Origin of the sequence: Paenibacillus sp. RC84 (genome assembly GCF_041260495.1) — a bacterium.
In the GTDB taxonomy this organism is placed as follows: Bacteria; Bacillota; Bacilli; order Paenibacillales; family NBRC-103111; genus Paenibacillus_F.
In genome coordinates, this window is sequence record NZ_JBGBYL010000003.1 from 171,758 (window position 1) to 189,964 (window position 18,207).

Annotated in this window: 16 protein-coding genes and 1 pseudogene; 15 read left to right on the forward strand and 2 right to left on the reverse strand. The window is 54.6% G+C overall.

The annotated features are described in order from the left end of the window. The first annotated feature begins 35 nt into the window (after nucleotides 1-35). From ABH899_RS08010 to ytfJ, 6 genes and pseudogenes are all read left to right on the forward strand, one after another. On the forward strand, nucleotides 36-1,259 hold the full coding sequence (locus tag ABH899_RS08010) for a bifunctional 3,4-dihydroxy-2-butanone-4-phosphate synthase/GTP cyclohydrolase II (protein ID WP_009674405.1): 1,224 nt from the start codon (nucleotides 36-38) through the stop codon (nucleotides 1,257-1,259). 66 nt (nucleotides 1,260-1,325) lie between these two features. After that, on the forward strand, nucleotides 1,326-1,796 hold the full coding sequence (gene ribH, locus ABH899_RS08015) for a 6,7-dimethyl-8-ribityllumazine synthase (protein ID WP_009674421.1): 471 nt from the start codon (nucleotides 1,326-1,328) through the stop codon (nucleotides 1,794-1,796). 97 nt (nucleotides 1,797-1,893) lie between these two features. Continuing rightward, nucleotides 1,894-2,676 carry a segregation and condensation protein A gene (locus ABH899_RS08020; protein WP_009674406.1) on the forward strand — a complete coding sequence of 261 codons (783 nt, stop codon included), beginning with the start codon at nucleotides 1,894-1,896 and terminating at the stop codon, nucleotides 2,674-2,676. Then, a pseudogene (gene scpB, locus ABH899_RS08025) lies at nucleotides 2,645-3,247 on the forward strand (SMC-Scp complex subunit ScpB); the annotation flags it as partial. The gene ABH899_RS08020 and the pseudogene scpB, both read left to right, overlap by 32 nt. A 374-nt stretch (nucleotides 3,248-3,621) precedes the next feature. Continuing rightward, complete coding sequence (locus tag ABH899_RS08030) at nucleotides 3,622-4,356, forward strand: DUF2953 domain-containing protein (RefSeq protein ID WP_369995406.1); 735 nt, start codon at nucleotides 3,622-3,624, stop codon at nucleotides 4,354-4,356. Between the two features lie 125 nt (nucleotides 4,357-4,481). After that, on the forward strand, nucleotides 4,482-4,958 hold the full coding sequence (gene ytfJ, locus ABH899_RS08035; protein ID WP_009674430.1) for a GerW family sporulation protein: 477 nt from the start codon (nucleotides 4,482-4,484) through the stop codon (nucleotides 4,956-4,958). A gap of 90 nt (nucleotides 4,959-5,048) precedes the next feature. Here the strand turns inward: ytfJ and ABH899_RS08040 are convergent, their stop codons facing one another. Beyond that, entirely contained in the window at nucleotides 5,049-6,356 is a 1,308-nt protein-coding gene (locus ABH899_RS08040) for an ArsB/NhaD family transporter (RefSeq protein ID WP_369995408.1), read from the reverse strand. Between the two features lie 354 nt (nucleotides 6,357-6,710). Here ABH899_RS08040 and ABH899_RS08045 point away from each other — a divergent pair, with 354 nt between their 5' ends. From ABH899_RS08045 to ABH899_RS08085, 9 genes are all read left to right on the forward strand, one after another. Beyond that, nucleotides 6,711-7,886: a D-alanyl-D-alanine carboxypeptidase family protein gene (locus ABH899_RS08045; RefSeq protein ID WP_369995410.1), complete on the forward strand. Its 1,176-nt coding sequence runs from the start codon at nucleotides 6,711-6,713 to the stop codon at nucleotides 7,884-7,886. Between the two features lie 27 nt (nucleotides 7,887-7,913). Next, the gene (locus tag ABH899_RS08050; RefSeq protein WP_369995411.1) at nucleotides 7,914-8,513 is read left to right on the forward strand and encodes a nucleoside recognition domain-containing protein; all 600 of its coding nucleotides are present in this window, start codon (nucleotides 7,914-7,916) and stop codon (nucleotides 8,511-8,513) included. 7 nt (nucleotides 8,514-8,520) lie between these two features. Then, entirely contained in the window at nucleotides 8,521-9,057 is a 537-nt protein-coding gene (locus ABH899_RS08055) for a spore maturation protein (RefSeq protein ID WP_009674402.1), read from the forward strand. 303 nt (nucleotides 9,058-9,360) lie between these two features. After that, entirely contained in the window at nucleotides 9,361-10,107 is a 747-nt protein-coding gene (locus tag ABH899_RS08060; protein ID WP_009674383.1) for a pseudouridine synthase, read from the forward strand. A gap of 61 nt (nucleotides 10,108-10,168) precedes the next feature. Continuing rightward, nucleotides 10,169-10,714: a thiol-disulfide oxidoreductase ResA gene (resA, locus tag ABH899_RS08065; RefSeq protein ID WP_369995414.1), complete on the forward strand. Its 546-nt coding sequence runs from the start codon at nucleotides 10,169-10,171 to the stop codon at nucleotides 10,712-10,714. A 35-nt stretch (nucleotides 10,715-10,749) separates the two neighbouring features. Next, nucleotides 10,750-12,417: a cytochrome c biogenesis protein ResB gene (gene resB / locus ABH899_RS08070; RefSeq protein ID WP_369995415.1), complete on the forward strand. Its 1,668-nt coding sequence runs from the start codon at nucleotides 10,750-10,752 to the stop codon at nucleotides 12,415-12,417. Beyond that, the gene (gene ccsB / locus ABH899_RS08075; RefSeq protein WP_369995418.1) at nucleotides 12,414-13,673 is read left to right on the forward strand and encodes a c-type cytochrome biogenesis protein CcsB; all 1,260 of its coding nucleotides are present in this window, start codon (nucleotides 12,414-12,416) and stop codon (nucleotides 13,671-13,673) included. Before resB ends, ccsB begins: the two co-directional genes overlap by 4 nt. 54 nt (nucleotides 13,674-13,727) lie before the next feature. Next, complete coding sequence (locus tag ABH899_RS08080) at nucleotides 13,728-14,441, forward strand: response regulator transcription factor (RefSeq protein WP_016423993.1); 714 nt, start codon at nucleotides 13,728-13,730, stop codon at nucleotides 14,439-14,441. 1 nt (nucleotide 14,442) lies between these two features. Next, the gene (locus ABH899_RS08085; protein WP_009674433.1) at nucleotides 14,443-16,311 is read left to right on the forward strand and encodes a sensor histidine kinase; all 1,869 of its coding nucleotides are present in this window, start codon (nucleotides 14,443-14,445) and stop codon (nucleotides 16,309-16,311) included. Between the two features lie 302 nt (nucleotides 16,312-16,613). Here ABH899_RS08085 and serA read toward each other — a convergent pair whose 3' ends face one another. Continuing rightward, nucleotides 16,614-18,197, reverse strand: a complete 1,584-nt coding sequence (serA, locus tag ABH899_RS08090; protein WP_369995420.1) for a phosphoglycerate dehydrogenase — start codon at nucleotides 18,195-18,197, stop codon at nucleotides 16,614-16,616. Between the last annotated feature and the right edge of the window lie 10 nt (nucleotides 18,198-18,207).

Below are 18,207 nucleotides of genomic sequence, written 5' to 3' on the forward strand. Positions count from 1 at the left end.
AAGCCGAACGGTATTTTTTTGAAGGAGGGAACAAAATGACAGAGAGAGAAACCTATTCGTTTCATTCGATCGAAGAAGCGGTCAGCGACCTGGCCGCAGGGAAGGTCATTATCGTCGTGGACGACGAGGACCGCGAGAACGAAGGCGATTTCATCGCCCTGGCGGATAAAACGACGCCCGAGGTTATCAATTTCATGATCAAGGAAGGCCGCGGTCTCGTCTGCGCCCCGATCACGGAAGAACGGGCGCAGGAACTGGACCTGCCTCCCATGGTATCCCGCAATACCGATTATCACGGGACGGCTTTTACGGTGTCCGTCGATCATGCGGAAACTACGACGGGGATATCGGCCCACGAGCGCTCCCGGACGATCCGGGCCCTCATTGATCCGGAAGCGAAGCCGCTTCATTTCCGCAGGCCGGGGCACATATTTCCCCTGATTGCGAAAAAGGGCGGCGTCCTGCGCCGCGCGGGTCATACGGAAGCGGCCGTCGACCTGGCACGCATGAGCGGCTCGTATCCCGCGGCGGTTATTTGCGAGGTGATCAAGGAAGACGGAACGATGGCCAGGGTCCCCGATCTGATGGAGGTTGCCCGCATTCACGGGCTGAAGATCATTACGATCAAAGACCTCATCCATTACCGGAGTGAAAAGGAAAACCTGGTCAAACGCGAAGTGGAGGCGAAGCTGCCGACGGATTTCGGTACGTTCCAGGCCATCGCGTATACAAACCAGCTGGATCAGAAGGAGCATGTCGCGCTTGTCAAAGGGAATATCGACGGTTCGGTCCCGACGCTGGTGCGCGTGCATTCCGAGTGTCTGACGGGAGATGTGTTCCACTCCCACCGCTGCGACTGCGGTCCCCAGCTCGCTGCCGCTCTACAGCAGATAAACGATGAAGGAGCGGGCGTGCTGCTCTATATGCGCCAGGAAGGGCGCGGCATCGGACTGATCAACAAGCTTAAGGCCTACGTGCTGCAGGAAGAAGGCCTCGATACGGTCGAAGCGAACGTCAAGCTGGGATTCGCTCCCGATCTGCGCGACTACGGAGTAGGGGCCCAGATTCTGAAAGATCTCGGAATCCGGCAGATTCGCCTTCTTACGAACAATCCTCGCAAGATCAAGGGTTTGGAAGGCTACGGACTGGAGGTCGTCGAAAGAGTCGCGATCCAGATGCCGCATAATGAAGATAATGCCAGATATCTGCATACCAAGCAGGAAAAGCTCGGTCATTTGCTCCAATTTGATCCAAACTGATGGTTTTTTCTAAAAATCTCTTTTTATCTGCGTCATCAATTTGTATACTAGAAGGAGTCGGTTATTGTGGTAAAAAATTATGAAGGTCATCTGATTTCCCAAGGACAGAGATACGGCATCGTTGTGGGCCGTTTCAATGAATTTATTACGTCCAAGCTGCTGGGCGGAGCGCTCGACGCGCTAAAGCGCCACGGAGTGGAAGATACCGAAGTCGAAGTCGCCTGGGTACCGGGCGCATTCGAAATTCCTCTGATTGCACAAAAACTGGCGGAAACCGGCAAGTATGACGCCGTCATTACGCTGGGTACCGTTATTCGCGGCTCCACGCCTCACTTTGATTATGTTTGCAACGAAGTGGCCAAAGGCGTTTCCGCCATTTCATTAAAAACGGGTGTTCCGGTTATTTTCGGAGTCCTGACGACCGACTCCATCGAACAGGCGGTGGAACGGGCCGGCACGAAAGCGGGCAACAAAGGCTGGGATGCCGCCGTTACCGCGATAGAAATGGCTAATCTTACGAAGCAGCTGCAGGGCTGACCGCGGTTTTTGAACTCGCGCCTCCCTACAGCGCTTAGCAAGCGATTCGGAGCCCCGGCCACTTAGGACGGGGATCTTTTTTTGGGAGAGCAGATTCATGAAAATGCTGTATAAACTTGAAGCGTTCGAAGGGCCGCTCGACCTGCTGCTTCACTTGATCGATAAGTCCGAGGTCGATATTTACAATATCCCGATCAAGGACATTACGGAGCAGTACATGGAATATGTCCAGGCTATGCACGAGCTGGAGCTGGAAGTGACGAGCGAATTTCTGGTCATGGCCGCCACACTGCTGGCGATCAAGAGCAAAATGCTGCTGCCGAAACCTCCCGTACTCGATCTGGACTTCGATTATTACGAAGAGGACGACTTCGATCCGCGGGCCGAACTCGTGCAGAAGCTGATCGAATACCGCAAGTACAAAGCGGTTGCCGATCTGCTGCGCGACAAGGAAGTGGAGCGGAGTCTTGTGTTTACGCGCGAGCCCGAGGACTTGACGCCCTACGTTCCCCAGGTGCAGGAGAATCCCGTTAAAGGGCTGGACGTCAATGACCTGATGCTGGCCTTCCAGCGGACGCTTCGGAAGATGGTGCACCGCAACCAGGTCACCAAAATCCGGCGGGACGAAATATCCGTGAAGGACCGGATTGTGGATCTGGTGGAGCTTCTGCGCAATAAAGGCGGGCGGCTCCTGTTCTCGAAGCTTTTTGAAAAGGAATGCAGCCGCGAGGAAATCGTGGTCACGTTTTTGGCATTATTGGAACTGATGAAGATGAAAAAGATTCAATGCTTTCAGCACCGGCTGTTTGAAGACATCGTCATTCAGGCCAAAGAGGGAGAGATGACGGATGGACTTTCAACAGATGAAATCGATTATTGAAGGGCTGCTTTTCGTGGCGGGAGACGAGGGCCTAGACAAGAAACAGCTCGCCGATATTCTGGAGACGGACGCGCACATCGTCACCGAGCTGGTCGAAGAGCTTCAGGAAGACCTGCGCAGCGGAGGCAGGGGGATCCAGATCACGAGGGTTGCCGGTGCCTATCAGATGACGACGGTTCCGGAGCATGCGCCTTATTTCGAACGGCTGGCCTATTCTCCTTCCCGTTCCTCTTTGTCGCAGGCCGCGCTTGAAACGTTGTCCATCATCGCTTACAAACAGCCGATCACACGGGTGGAGATCGAGGAAATCCGCGGGGTCAAATCCGAACGGGCCCTTCATACGCTTATGGCGAAGGAGCTCATTGTGGAAACAGGGCGCGCGGAAGCGATCGGACGGCCGATTTTATACGGGACGTCGAAGCCTTTCCTGGAATACTTCGGCCTCAGTTCGATCGACGATCTGCCGGAGTCGCCGGCTTTTGTCGGCGATTTCGATCTGGAGGAAGAGACGAAGCTTCTTTTTGACAAATTGAACGGGGACGAAACCGACCAGCTGACTTTCGAAGATTTGGGACGGGATCTGCTGGACGGGCTGGATGCCAAAAACGCCGGTTTGTCCGTGGACAACGGGGAGGACTTGACGCTCTTGGAAAATGACGGTGAGAAGCCCGCCTCTATTCCGGAACGGTACGAATTTACGTCATCGTCACCGAACGATTGGGAATTTCCAGAAGTGCCTGAACTGCCGGAACTGCCTGAAGGGCTTGCCAAAGATCCGGACGTACCTGACAAAGAATAAGCAAAAAGAGAAGCGTCTTGGCTTGCGGTATGCAAGCGGGGCGCTTTTTTTGGGTCGGGACCGATGCCCGGGTCTCACAAAATGTTTGAATGATCTGGATGGAGCGGGTGATACTAGGAAGGTCGGTTTGCGGGAGGAGGGTACCTGTGTTAATCGGGGGAATAATAATCGCCATTGCGCTTGTTTTGGTCCTGGCGGCCGTCTTGGCCATGCTCAGCTCCGTTCAATTTACGTTTTACTGGAACCGGGTCGGGGAAAATGACGAAATGTACGTTCAGGTCCGTGCGCTGTACGGCTGGATTAAATACCGGTTTAATGTGCCGGCCATTCAGTTCAACAATCTGGTTGATGGACTGACGCTGAAAATCAACCAAGCCGATCAGAATAAGATGGATATCACTAAAAAAAGCAAAAGCAAAATCGATAAAGAGTATATTCAGGCTTTTTACCGCGAAGGAAAAGACCTGCTGCGGCACACGCAAGGGCTAAACGCCTGGTTTAAACGCACCATGAGCGCCTTTCGCTGCACGGAGCTAAAATGGAGCACGGGAATCGGGGCCGGCGACGCGGTACAGACCGCTATTCTGTCCGGAACCGTATGGACTTTGAAATCGGCGGCTGTCGGGCTGCTGACGAAATATGTGCCGCTGTCCGCCATTCCGAAACTGGCTGTAAATCCGCAGTATAACCGTACCGCTTTTCAAATCGAGTTTGTGTGTGTCATTCAGGCTAAAGCGGCGGCAATCGGTCTTTCCGGATGCAGACTGATCTACAGGATTATCAGAACGCCCGGAGGATTGCGCGCCTGGTTCCGGCTCCTTCGTCAAGTCATTCCCGGAGACAGAACGCGCGCCAAAAGGCCGGAGCCGGCCGCGACGTAAAACCGGCACGGGCTTAGGGCGGTTTACATACGAAGATCATTCCCGGGGCAACCTATCGGATGCAGACCTAACACTCCTTCAAGCATGGAACTTCCGCTTTGAAGGAACCAAAGGAGGAGACTTCATTGACCGATCATCCGATTCAAGGGCTGATGAAAACAGCCATGGAAAACATCAAGCAAATGGTGGATGTGAACACCATTGTCGGCGATCCGGTAGAAACACCGGACGGCAGCGTCATTATGCCGATCAGTAAAGTCGGGTTCGGTTTCGCGGCAGGCGGCAGCGAATTCACGACGGAAACTCTTCCGGACGTGGGGAGCCGGGGCGGGCTTGAGAAAGCGGCCGTGGAAATGCCGTTCGGCGGCGGAAGCGGCGGCGGTGTCTCCATTACCCCGATCGCGTTTCTTGTCGTAGGCAAGCATGGCGTCAAGATTGTGCCGCTCGACAATCAGACTCATCTGATTGAGCGTCTGATCGACTCCGCTCCGCAAATCGTGGACCGTGTGCAGTCCATGATCAAGCAGGGCGGAAGCGCTTCGGGTCTTGGCGGTGCGGGTACTTCGAACATTAATATCGAAGCGGACACCATCAAAATGTAACTTCTTCTCCCGCCATGCGAAAAGCCCGGAATCGGATCAAACCGATTTCGGGCTTTTTTACCGTTTTGGCAGGGTAACGGATTTCCGTGGTCAGGGCAGAAAAATCATGTAGCGGAAATAGAGATACAACTGTGAAATAAGCAGCGAAACGAAGGTAATGGGCGCTCCGATTTTAAGGAACTCCAAATAGCTGAATCCTTTGCCTTCTTTAGCGGCAATGCCGGCTACAATGACATTGGCGGAAGCGCCGATCAGAGTCCCGTTGCCTCCAAGACATGCTCCCAGGGCCAGAGACCACCAGAGCGTGTTGATCTCCATGGAATCGACAGGAAGCTGCATGTTCACGGCCATATCTTTAATAAGAGGGATCATGGTGGCGACGAAGGGGATGTTGTCGATGGTGGCGGATGCTATCCCCGATCCCCATAAAATAAGCGGAGCGGCGAGCCTCACGTCTCCTCCCGTAACGTTCAGCACCTGCAGAGCCAGACTTTTAATGATGCCGACTTCCTGCAAGGCTCCGACCAGGGAGAACAAACCGGCGAAGAAGAAAATGGTGACCCATTCCACGGAATCGAACGCCTCTTCAACTTCTTGTTCTTTTAATCCGAAAAGCATTAAAAGCACGGCGCCCGTGATGGCTACGACGGCCGCTTCCACATGAATGACGGAATGAAGCACGAATCCGATAATGGTCAGCCCGAGAATGATCAGCGATTTTTTCATGAGGACCGGTTCTTGTATATAGGCTTTTTCGTCCAGCTTCATCAGTTTTTCTTTGTGTTCGGGGCTGGTTTTAAGCTGCTTTCTATAGATGACGCGCAGCATCGCCAGCGTTGCGATGAGGACGAGAGCGGTCACCGGCGCGAGATTGCTCAGAAAAGCGTTAAACGTGAGATGGGGATTAGCCGACCCGATCATAATATTGGGCGGATCTCCGATCAGAGTAGCGGTCCCTCCGATATTGGAAGCGATGATTTCGGAAATGAGAAAAGGCACCGGGTTAATGTTCAGCATCCGGGTGATCGACAAGGTGACCGGTACGACCAGAAGCACGGTCGTCACGTTATCGAGCATGGCCGAACCGATTGCGGTCAGAAGGGATAGGAAGATGAGGATGCGCATCGGGTCTCCCTTGGCCATTTTTGCCGCGCGTACGGCTACGTATTGGAACACGCCGGTCTTGTTGGTGATGCCGACAAGAATCATCATGCCCACCAATAGAGCGATGGTTCCCCATTCGATATATTCGGTGTACACCTTGTGGACGTCTACAATACCGAAGATGACCATAATGGCGGCCCCGAGCAGGGCGACGACGGCGCGGTTTTTCTTCTCCGATATAATGACGGCATACGTCGCCAGAAAAACGATAAGTGCGATCCAGACTTGATTCATAGGGTGAACTCTCCTTCTTGTTAGCGGTTTACAAGCGTTTCCCGCATCCCCATTCGGGCGGATTTAGACTGCTGCGCGGGTGTCCGGCGGAACGGATGCGGAGGAAAAAAACGCAAAAAGGAGCCTGCGATGACAGGCTCCTCCGGTGATTTCCATATTCACTTGATAAGTGTTCTCGGCCGTTTCTTAAACAATCCTAAAGAAGTATACCGGAGTTCCGGGAATTTGTAAAGAACCGCCCGCACTCAGACAAGCGGGTCATAAGCGGACGGGTCAAGCATATACTTGTACAAAGTTCCCTGTAGGGAAGACAAGTCTTGACCCGGATGCGAGGGGCAATGGGAGGAAGGGCATATGAGCAAGCGGATGTGGGTATCCGGTATGCTGGCGTTTTTGTGCATGCTGAACCTGTTGGGTACAGCGGCCTTGGCGGCGGAACCCCCGGCGATAGGAACGAATGCGGAGGCCGCGGCCCTCGTCGACGTGAAATCGGGCAGAGTTCTTTACTCGAAGCGGGGAGACAGGCCGATGAGGATAGCGAGCCTGACTAAAATCATGACGGCGATCGTGGCCATCGAGGAGAGCAAGCTGACGGACATTGTCAAAGTGAGCACCCGAGCCGCCGGAAAGGAAGGCTCATCCTTGTACCTGAAGGCGGGGCAGGAAATGAGCCTGAAGCATATGCTCTACGGGCTTATGCTCCGTTCCGGCAACGATGCGGCGACAGCCATAGCCGAGCATGTAGGCGGCAGCGTGGAAGGTTTTGCGGTAATGATGAACCGGAAAGCCGAGCAGATCGGTCTCGATCACTCGAACTTCACCAACCCGTCGGGATTGGACGAAAGTGCCGATCATTATTCCAGCGCCGACGATTTGGCGAAGCTGGCGGCTTACAGCCTGAAAAATCCGACTTTCCAGGAAATTGTCCAGACGAAAATGATCAAAGTGCCGAACCCGAACGAATCGTGGGAATACACCTGGTTTAACAAAAACAAGATGCTGGGTCTTTTCGATGGGGCCGACGGGGTTAAAACCGGCTATACGAAGCTGGCCAAGCGGTGCCTGGTGTCATCGGCAACTCGGAACGGCCAGCAGCTTGTCGTCGTGACGCTTAACGACGGCGATGATTGGGCGGACCATACCAGACTGCTGCGGTGGGGATTTGAGCATTATCCGCTGGTTCCTCTGTTGCAAAAGGGCCAGGCGGTTGACGGAACGCCTTATGTGGCCGAGCGGGATTTCTCGTACCCGCTGCTCTCCGTGGAAAAAGACCGCGTCACCGCCGAACCGGAGCTGTTCCCGCCGGACTCGCTGGACTCGCGTCTCGGCGAAAAAGGGACTCTCCGGCTTAAGCTGGACGACCGCCTGATCGGGACCGTACCGCTGGTGGATCCGGCAAGCCCGAGGCTGAAAGCGGCCGACAAGGCGGCATTCGGCTTTCAGGCTACCGATGCGGACATGAGCGTCTGGAACGCATGGAGTGTAACCTTGCGCAAAGCCATCCGGGCGATGTTTTCACCCGGCGTGTAAGCAAGTACAGGAAAGGAGGAAGGCACGATGGTGAATTGGATCTGGTTGTTTTTCATCGTAACCGGCTTTGCGGTTGCCGCAGTCCAGGGCAACGTGGAAGCCGTAACGCAGGCGGCCTTCGACGGCGCCAAAAGCGGCGTGACGGTCTGCTTCGGCCTGATCAGCGTGCTGGTCTTCTGGCTCGGCATGATGAGAATCGCCGAGGATGCCGGCCTGTTGTCCAAGCTGGCGGTCCTGCTTCGTCCGGTCGTCCGCTTCCTGTTTCCCAGCATTCCGAAGGATCATCCTGCGCTGGGATACATCATGTCCAACATGAGCGCGAACATTCTGGGGCTCGGCAACGCCGCTACTCCGATGGGAATTAAGGCGATGCAGGAGCTGCAGAAGCTGAATCCCCATAAGGATACGGCCAGCCCCGCGATGTGTACGCTCCTGGCCCTGAATACGGCCAGCATCACGCTCATTCCGACGACCTTGATCGCCATCCGGATGAATTACAATTCCATAAATCCGTCGGAAATCGTCGGGACGACACTGCTGGCTACGATCGTATCCACGGCCGCCGCGATCATCGTCGACCGCTGGTACAGGCGCAGGCTGCCGGCGAACCCCGCAGTGAAAGGATGAGCCGCTGATGTACGAATGGGTTAACGTGCTCTCGGCGTGGGCGATCCCGGTCCTTATCGTCTTCATTCCGCTGTACGCCGCCTACCGGAAAGTGCCCGTGTACGAATCTTTCACCGACGGTGCCAAGGAAGGCTTCGATACGGCGGTCAAAATCATTCCCCATCTCGTCGGTATGATGGTCGCGATCAGCGTGTTCCGGGCATCGGGGGCGCTGGAACTGACCCTCGGCTGGTTGAAGCCGCTGTTCCAGGCTCTCGGCGTCCCGTCGGAGGTGCTCCCGCTGGCTGTCCTGCGCCCCATCACGGGCGCGGGATCCCTTGCCTTTACGACCGATCTGATCGCCCAGTTCGGTCCGGATTCGCTCGTCGGCCGGATCGCTTCAACGGTCCAGGGCAGCACGGATACGACGCTGTACGTCATAACGGTGTACTTCGGGGCTATCGGCATCCGCAAAGCCGGCTACGCGCTCAAAGTCGGCTTGATTTCCGATGTCGTCGGTTTCATCGCTTCCATCATCATATGTCTGCTCGTGTTCGCTACCTGAAGACCGCCCGGACCGGGCGGCTTCTTCGTTTTTCCGGGGAAACCGTTCAGCCCGGCCTGTATTTTGGCAAAAAATGATTATTTTCCTCCGCTTAAGGGAACGATTAGCAGAAGAACCTTCCAAACTCACGCCGCCGATACAACCGCCTGATGTAGCCGTCTCATCCGTCAACGCTCGTCCATGAAAGACGGGAAGGGAGGCTTCGGCCCCGTATCCCCCGAAAAACATTTGCGGATTCGCCGGGAGAGAACTTGTGATTTCACGCAAGGATGGTTATCATTAGCTTTGAGGTGAACGTTGAGGATGGAGAGATTGCAGAAAGTGCTGGCCGAGGCGGGCATAGCTTCCCGCAGGAAAAGCGAGGAGCTGATCCTGGCCGGCCGTGTGAGCGTGAACGAAGAAGTCGTCACGCAGCTTGGCGTGAAAGTGAATCCCGCTGAGGATATGATAATGGTAGACGGACGGGCCATTAAGCAGCAGACGAAAGTGTACGTGATGCTGAACAAACCTAAAGGCGTTATTACGAGCGCCGCGGACCCGAAGGGCCGCAAAGTCGTAACCGATTACCTGCCGGGGATCAAGGAGCGCGTCTATCCGGTCGGCCGTCTTGATTACGATACGGAAGGTCTGCTGATTCTGACGAACGACGGGGAATTCGCCAACCTGATGATGCATCCTAGGCATCATGTGGCCAAGACGTATCATGCGACCGTCAAGGGTGTCGTGCACGGTTCCGTTCTCGACCGATTGAGAGCGGGCATCGAGCTGGAGGACGGCATGACCGCTCCCGCCGAGGTCGAATACGTCGATGTGCGCCCGGAGCAGAATGAGAGCGTTATTTCCATTACGATTTACGAAGGCCGGAACCGTCAGGTGAGAAGAATGTTCGATGCCGTATCTTTTCCGGTAGTCAAATTAAGACGGGTACAATACGGACCCTTATTGCTTGCCGGTCTTCCGAGAGCAAAGTACAGAGTCCTGCGCAATGACGAAATTAACAGCCTGCGCGATGCGGCCTTGCAGTCACATAAAATTCAAAAAGGCCGCTAAGCTTGGCCTTTTTTTTCGTTATAATGAGGATAGTTATGTCTTATTTTTGAGGGTGCTCGCTATGAAAAAGAACAAAAAATGGGTTCAGATTATCATTTTAGGCCTTGTTCTTATCATCGGTGTATTCACGATCGTCAACAACTTAACATCCGCCGACGATAAAAAATATCCGGTCGAGGGCTCCAAAGCGCCGGACTTTACACTCACCGGACTCGATAACAAGTCCTACAAGCTTTCCGACTACAAAGGCAAAGGCGTCCTGATCAATTTCTGGGGAACCTTCTGTCCTCCCTGCAAGAAAGAAATGCCGGCTCTGCAGAAGCAGTACGACATTTGGAAAAACAAGAACGTGGAGTTTTTGGAGGTCAACTTGGACACGAGCCGCGTGACGGTTCAGAACTTCGTGGACCAGTACAATTTGAATCTGCCGATCCTGCTCGACAACGAGGAGAACGTACGGAAACAGTACGGGGTCGTGGAATATCCGACGACGTTCTTCGTCAAACCCGACGGGACGGTCATGAAGATCCATAAAGGCGAGATGGACGAGGCTTTTATCGCTGACACGCTGAAAAAGCTGACAGCCGGTACCGGCGGCGGCCAATAAGGTATCCATTCAACAGCATAGAGGGGGAATGCGGCGTGTTTCAGAACACGAAGTGCGATTGCGGGCACCAGAACCATGTAGGGACTCTGCTCTGCGAATCGTGCGGCAAGCCGCTGACCGAAGAAGCGTTTTCCAACGAACCGCTGGAAATGAAATATGATGGGGTCGCGCGTCGATCCCAGCGGGAAAATCCGTCCTGGCTGGACCGGGTCTGGAATTTCTTTTCATCGGTGAAGGTGGCCGTGACGATTATCGTCCTGACCTTGATCGGTTCTTCGCTTGGCACCATTTATCCGCAGGAAAGCAATTTTATTCAGGTAGACCCTGCCACTTACTATAAGAATACATACGGAACACTGGGCCATGTGTATTATTTGCTGGGCTTATCCCATACGTACGAATCGTGGTGGTTTAAGCTGCTTATTCTGATGATCGGAGCCTCGCTCGTCATCTGCAGCCTGGACCGCGTTCTTCCGCTGTACCGGGCGCTCTCCAAGCAGAAGATCCAGAAGCACCACAGCTTCCTGCTCCGCCAGAAGGTCTCTTACGACGGACGCATTCCGGAAGGAATCAGCGAAGAAGAGTGGACAGGGCAAATGGCCCGCCAGCTCCGCAAAAAACATTACCGCGTACATACGGACGGAGCCGCGCTTCTTGCCGAGAAGTACCGGTTCAGCCGCTGGGGACCTTACGTGCTTCATATCGGCCTCATTATTTTTCTGCTGGCCGTGCTGATGCGCAGTTTCCCGGGCTGGCAGATGGATGAATATATGGGGCTTCGCGAAGGGGAGATCAAGAAAATTCCCGATACGTCGCTCTATATCAAGAATGAGAAGTTCACCATCGATTTTTACAAGCCGGAAGAAATGACCGAAGAGTTTAAAAAAAGGGAACGGGCCGTCCCGAAAATTTATGAAACCGAAGCCGTGATCTACACCTGTAAAGCGGACTGCGACACTCCCGGCCAAAAACCGGAGCTGCAGGAAGTGCACCGGCAAAAAATTATCGTGAACGAACCGCTCGATTACAAAGGCCTTCTCGCTTTTCAATACGATTATAAGGAAGCGCCGCTGCTCATTTCGGTCAAGCCTACGCTGACGAACAAACAGACGGGCGAATCTTACGGAAGCTTCGAGCTTCCGATGAAGGATCCTCAGGATACGTACCAGGCAGGCCCTTACAAGCTGTCGCTGAAGGGATATTTCCCGGAATTCGGCCTGGACGACAAAGGGGAGCCTATTACGAAATCGAATGAAGCGAAAGCGCCTGCATTTATTTTTCAGATTACGGGGCCGGGGCTTTCTCCAAACGGTGAGCCTTACATCTATTTCCCGAGACAAATAGACAAGCAGGAGTTCCGCCAGGACGAAATTAACGGATCAATAGGCGCTAAATTCGACTTATCTGTCGGATCGATGGAAAACGTCACGTTTTCCTCCTATACCTCTTACCTGAATATCCGGACGGACCGTGCGCTTCCCTACATCTGGATCGGGGCCGCGATCGGAATGATCGGTCTCATCATGGGCTTCTACTGGCAGCACCGCCGAGTATGGCTCCGGATCGACGACGGACGGCTCGTACTGGGCGCGCACACGAACAAGAACTGGTTCGGCGTCCGCAAGGAAGTAGCTGCCTCGTTGAACAAAACAGGCATTACCGTGGATCAGAAAACGCTTGAAAAAGGAGGGAAAGCTACATGAATTGGTTAAATTTCAGCGGGAACGCGCTGCTGGTTTCATTTGTTATCTACTGTGTGGCTTTTCTGGTGTTTGTACTTTCAATCGCCGGTAAAACATGGAGCAACCGGGATCCCGAAGTTCATGCGCGCAAATGGGGCAGAGCCGCTTACGGCCTGTCCGTTTTGGGCCTTGTGTCCCAGCTTCTTTATTTCTTCACCCGCTGGTACGGGGGCGGACACATTCCGACCAGCAACATGTTCGAGTTTATGACGATGCTCGGTATGATGATCATGATTGCCTTTATTATCGTATACGCCATCTATCGTACCCCGGTTCTCGGGGTATTTGCTCTGCCGGTCGTCGTGCTCATCATTGCGTACGCGGCCGTCTTCCCGAACGAAGTCCAGCCGCTGATTCCGGCGCTGCAGAGCTACTGGCTTAAAATCCACGTAACGACCGCGGCCGCGGGTGAAGCATTCTTCGCCGTAGGCTTTGCCGCGGGTTTAATGTATTTGATCCGGACGGTGAATTTTCAGGGGAAAACGGCCTCCGACCGCAAGGAACAAAGAGGGGTGGAATTCACCCTGCTCATTATTTTTATGCTGATCGCTTTTATCGCTTCCGTATTCACATTCAATGCCGCAGGCTATGAAGCCAAGTTCGTCAAAGAACAAATCCTGGCCAAAGAAGACGGCACCCAGCAAAAAGTAAGCCAGACCGTCACTTATGTGCTGCCGCCTATCGTGGCTCCGTACCAGACGACGCTCGAATCAATGGACACATTCCTCGGCATGGACAAGCCGCTCTTCACGGCGCCTTCCTGGATGAGCGGTGAAAATGCCGGCCGGAAGTTCAATACCGTGATCTGGACGGTTCTGATCGGCGTCCTTCTGTATGCGCTGCTCAGACTAATTCTGCGCAAGCCGATCGGGCAGGCGATTTCACCTATTATGAAAGGCATGGACCCGGAGGACCTTGACGAGATCGGGTACCGTTCCATCGCGATCGGCTATCCGATTTTTACGCTCGGCGCCCTCATCTTCGCGATGATATGGGCTCATAAAGCATGGGGCCGATTCTGGGGCTGGGATCCGAAGGAAGTGTGGGCATTGATAGTCTGGCTCTTCTATGCGGTATTCCTGCATCTCCGTCTTTCCCGCGGCTGGCAGGGCAAACGTTCCGCATGGCTGGCCGTAATCGGCTTTATCGTGGTTATGTTTACGCTAGTCGGGGTAAACTTGGTCATCGCTGGCCTGCATTCCTATTCGGGTGTATAATTTTAACCAATCATTTACTACAATCGTTTATGGACGGAAGGGATTGTGAACGTCATGGAACAGAGATTGAATATTCTGGTTGTAGACGATGAAGAACGGATCAGACGTCTGCTTCGGATGTACCTGGAGAAAGAGGGCTACGGCATCGAGGAAGCCGAAGACGGCGAAACGGCCCTGACACTGGCGACCGAGCGCGATTTCGATCTGATTCTGCTCGATCTGATGCTGCCGGGGATTGACGGGACGGAAGTTTGCGCCCGTCTGCGCCAAGTCAAGTCCACGCCGGTGATCATGCTGACCGCGAAAGGCGAAGAAACGAACCGTGTTCACGGGTTCGAAGTCGGTGCCGACGATTACGTCGTGAAACCGTTCAGTCCGCGCGAGGTGATTTACCGGGTCAAGGCGATCCTGCGGCGGTCGTCCGCTACGGCTTTTCTGTCCAAGGATGCGAATTCGAGCAACAACATCGTATTTCCGCACCTGGTTATCGAGCACGATGCTCACCGCGTAACGGCAGGCGGGCAGGAAGTCGCTCTGACGCCCAAAGAGTACGAACTGCTCCATTATCTGGCGGTATCGCCGGATAAGGTATTTTCGCGGGAAGAGCTGCTTAAAGATGTCTGGAATTACGAATTTTTCGGGGATTTGCGCACGGTCGATACCCATGTGAAAAGATTGCGCGAAAAGCTCAACAAAGTATCGCCAGAAGCGGCTGCGATGATTACGACGGTCTGGGGCGTAGGCTACAAGCTAGAGGTGCCGAAGTAACGTGTTTAGCCTGCGCAGCGTAGTCGGCAAGCTGTGGCTGACAATTATCGGTCTTGTGGCGGTTATTCTGATCACGCTCGGCGTGTTTCTCGTGCAGTCGCTGGAACAATATTTTTCCCAGTCCGAGGATCAGGTTCACAATCTGAAACAGCTTGCGGGCGATTATTCGAACGGAGCCGCCCTTCATCTGCAGGACGAAGAGTTTTACAGGATGGCCAATCAGCTCCTGGAACTTCAAGATGCGCGCATGATTGCGCTGGATAAAGATCTGAAAGAATTGAATCCGTCGGTCGAGGGCAAAAACCAGGAGCTTCTCCGGTTCAAAGCGGCCGACTTTTTTTCGGAGGCGGAGCTGAAATCCGTCTTGAACGGCCAGATGCTGGAGAAGCGAATCCCCTACAACAAGCAGGGTAAAATCAACCAGCGCAACGATTATATCGCCGTGGCCGTGCCGCTCTATCATACGCCGGACGGAGGGGTCAAAGATACGCAGGGCGCTATTGTCCTGTATCAATCCCTGAAATCCCTGGAAGCTACCCAGTGGGACGTATTCCGGCTGTTCGTAATCGTTTCGATTATCGGCTTTCTGATGACGACCGTGTTCGCGTTCTTCCTGTTCTACCGGATCACGCGGCCGCTGCTTCAGCTCAAAGATGCGGCGGGAAGAATCTCCCGGGGGGAATACGGCACGAAGGTTCCGATTCTTTCTTCCGACGAGATCGGAGAGCTCGCCAAATCGTTCAACGTGATGGGAGAAGAGCTTCAAGAGAACGTGAAAGCCTTGCGGCATGAAAAAGAGAACCTCTCCAGCGTTCTTCGGAGCATGACCGACGCGGTCATGACGTTCGATGCCGGGGGCAAAGTCATTGTGACGAACCCGCAGGGGGACAAAATCATCCAGGAGTGGGAAGAACTCTCCTGGAACCCGGACGGGCCGCCCGTCAACGGGGGCGTTCCGGCAGCGCTTCCTCTGCCGCTTGACCGACATATTCCCGCTCCGCTGCAGCCTATGTTCCATCAAGTGGTGACGGAGGCGCGGGAGCAGACCGACAAGCTCCACGTCGAGAACGAGGTCTGGTCCGTCGCGATGACGCCGCTGCATTCGCGCGACGGGGTACGCGGCGCCGTCGCCGTGCTCCGCGACGTGACGGAGGAGTTCCGGCTCGACAAGCTGCGCAAGGACTTCGTCGCGAACGTTTCGCACGAATTGCGCACGCCGTTGTCGATGGTGCAAGGCTACAGCGAGGCGCTGCTGGACGACATCGCCGGGTCCCCCGAGGAGCGCAAGGAGCTCGCTCAGGTCATCTATGACGAAGCGCTGCGGATGGGCCGCCTCGTCCGGGATCTTCTCGATTTGGCCCGCATGGAAGCGGGGCATCTCGAGATGAACTTCAACAGGACCGATATCGGCGGGCTCGTGAAACGGATGCACCGCAAATTTACGGTCCTGGCGAGGGAGAAAGACATCCGCCTGAATTTCGAGCTCCCGCAAGGGGAGCTGGTTTGTACGGCGGATGAGGACCGGCTGGAGCAGGTGCTGACCAACCTGCTCGACAACGCCTTCCGGCACACGCCGGGCGGGAAGACGATTACGATTAAGGCGGAGCCTTACGCGTACAAGTCTTCTCCCGGCTGCAAGCTGGAAGTGACGGACGAAGGCCAGGGGATTCCGGCCGAAGATGTCCCTTACGTGTTCGAGCGCTTCTATAAAGCGGACAAAGCCCGGACACGGGGAGCGACCGGCGGCACGGGCCTCGGACTGGCCATCGTCAAGAACATCGTGGACGCCCATCAGGGAACGATCACGATGCGCAGCAAGCTGGGGCAGGGGACGACGTTTACCATCGTCCTGCCGTGCAAAGAGTGTTAAGGCTCGCACGCCCCTTTAGTCCCCGTAACGTCTCTAACGACGAAGAGGGGATATTAGAGCCGACATCGGGAGCGGAGCCAACAAACCGTAAAAGGCTCCGGACGGCTTCGGCCCGAGCTCTGCAAGAATACATGCAAAAGGCGGAAAGCCTGCTGAGTCATTCAGCTGCTTTCCGCCTTTTTTGTTGAAAAAACGAATTAAATCTTGTTGTTCGTGAAACATTTCGCAGGCCGGATAAGAAGAGGCCGTAGCCATAACGTATGTTACAAGCGCCGGCCCCGTATAAATCGGCCGAGAAGTGCTTAAATGCCCAGCTGACGAACGTTGACGATTTCCGGCAGTTTCTCAAGCTCGGCAATAACTTCTTTCGGAGCGGTCTTATCGATGGTCAGAACCATGATCGCCGATCCGCCGACGACCGTACGGCCTACCTGCATGGTCGCAATGTTCACGTCATTGCTTCCGAGCAGCGTACCTACGCGGCCGATAATGCCGGGTTTGTCGTTATGCGAGATGAGAAGAAGCGAGCCTTCCGGTGCAAAGTCCACCGGGTATTGATCGATGCGCACGATGCGCTCGCCGTAACCGGCCAGCAGCGTACCCGCCAGTGTGCGGTCGCCTTGTTTGGATTTAACGGTAATCGTCACGAGATTGGTGAACGTTCCGGTTGTGGACGATTGCTGCGTCGTGATATTGATATCGCGGGATTTGGCCATATGCATGGCGTTCACGAGATTGATGCCTTCGAGATGCTGCGTGAAAACGCCTTTAACGATATAACGAGTCAACGGATTCGTGTCCACGTCGGCGAGATCGCCGGAGTAACTGACGACGATTTCATTGACCGGTCCTTCGGTCAGCTGACCGGCGATAAGACCGAGCTTTTCCCCGAGGTTGAAGTAAGGCTGGAGTTTGCTCATCACGGTAGCCGGCACAGGCGGCATATTCACGGCATTTTTGAACGGTTCGTTGCGCAGAATATGCAGAAGCTCTTCCGAGACGTCAATGGCTACGTTTTCCTGAGCTTCAATAGTCGATGCGCCCAAGTGCGGTGTGACGATGATGCTTGGATTGTTCAGGAACGGGTGGCTCGCCTGAGGAGGTTCCTGCTCGAATACGTCAAACGCGGCTCCGGCTACAGTGCCGTTTTCGATTGCGGCCACGAGGGCGTTCTCGTCAACGATTCCGCCGCGTGCGCAGTTGATGATCCGTACGCCTTTTTTCATGATGGCGAATTGAGCCGGGCCTACGATATGGCGCGTTTCATTCGTCAGCGGCGTATGGACGGTAATGAAGTCGGCTGCGGCCGCGATATCGTTGACCGTTCCGAGCTTGACGCCGATTTTCTCGGCTCTGTCTTCCGTCAGGAACGGATCGTAGCCGATGACATTCATGCCGAACACTTTGGCGCGTTTGGCGACTTCGCTTCCGATGCGTCCCATTCCGATGATGCCGAGTGTTTTGTTTCGAAGCTCGACGCCGACGAACGATTTGCGGTCCCATTCACCGCTGACCGTCTTTTTGTAGGCTTGCGGAATGGAGCGGGCTACCGACATCATCATCGCGAAAGTATGCTCGCAGGTTGCGATCGTGTTGCCGTCCGGCGCGTTGATCACCACGATGCCGTGTTTGGTTGCCGCTTGGAGGTCGATGTTGTCGACGCCGACACCCGCGCGGCCGATTACTTTCAGTTTAGGCGCGGCTTCCATGATGCGCGGTGTAACCTTGGTCTGGCTGCGTACGAGCAGGGCGTCGTATTCGCCGATGATCGTAACAAGCTCGTCTTCGCTTAATCCCGGTTTCTTGTCTACCTCAACATCGCTTGCGTCGTAGAGCATTTGGATCCCCATATCGCTGATCGGATCCGATACAAGTACTTTAAACATGTATATAGCC

What these genes read in the sequence shown, in the direction of transcription:
- ABH899_RS08010 (WP_009674405.1), top strand. Translation starts at nt 36, where the DNA reads ATGACAGAGAGAGAAACCTATTCGTTTCATTCGATCGAAGAAGCGGTC.
- serA (WP_369995420.1), bottom strand. Translation starts at nt 18,197, where the DNA reads ATGTTTAAAGTACTTGTATCGGATCCGATCAGCGATATGGGGATCCAA.
- ABH899_RS08020 (WP_009674406.1), top strand. Translation starts at nt 1,894, where the DNA reads ATGAAAATGCTGTATAAACTTGAAGCGTTCGAAGGGCCGCTCGACCTG.
- ABH899_RS08045 (WP_369995410.1), top strand. Translation starts at nt 6,711, where the DNA reads ATGAGCAAGCGGATGTGGGTATCCGGTATGCTGGCGTTTTTGTGCATG.
- ABH899_RS08080 (WP_016423993.1), top strand. Translation starts at nt 13,728, where the DNA reads ATGGAACAGAGATTGAATATTCTGGTTGTAGACGATGAAGAACGGATC.
- ABH899_RS08055 (WP_009674402.1), top strand. Translation starts at nt 8,521, where the DNA reads ATGTACGAATGGGTTAACGTGCTCTCGGCGTGGGCGATCCCGGTCCTT.
- ccsB (WP_369995418.1), top strand. Translation starts at nt 12,414, where the DNA reads ATGAATTGGTTAAATTTCAGCGGGAACGCGCTGCTGGTTTCATTTGTT.
- ABH899_RS08040 (WP_369995408.1), bottom strand. Translation starts at nt 6,356, where the DNA reads ATGAATCAAGTCTGGATCGCACTTATCGTTTTTCTGGCGACGTATGCC.
- ABH899_RS08060 (WP_009674383.1), top strand. Translation starts at nt 9,361, where the DNA reads ATGGAGAGATTGCAGAAAGTGCTGGCCGAGGCGGGCATAGCTTCCCGC.
- ABH899_RS08050 (WP_369995411.1), top strand. Translation starts at nt 7,914, where the DNA reads ATGGTGAATTGGATCTGGTTGTTTTTCATCGTAACCGGCTTTGCGGTT.
- resA (WP_369995414.1), top strand. Translation starts at nt 10,169, where the DNA reads ATGAAAAAGAACAAAAAATGGGTTCAGATTATCATTTTAGGCCTTGTT.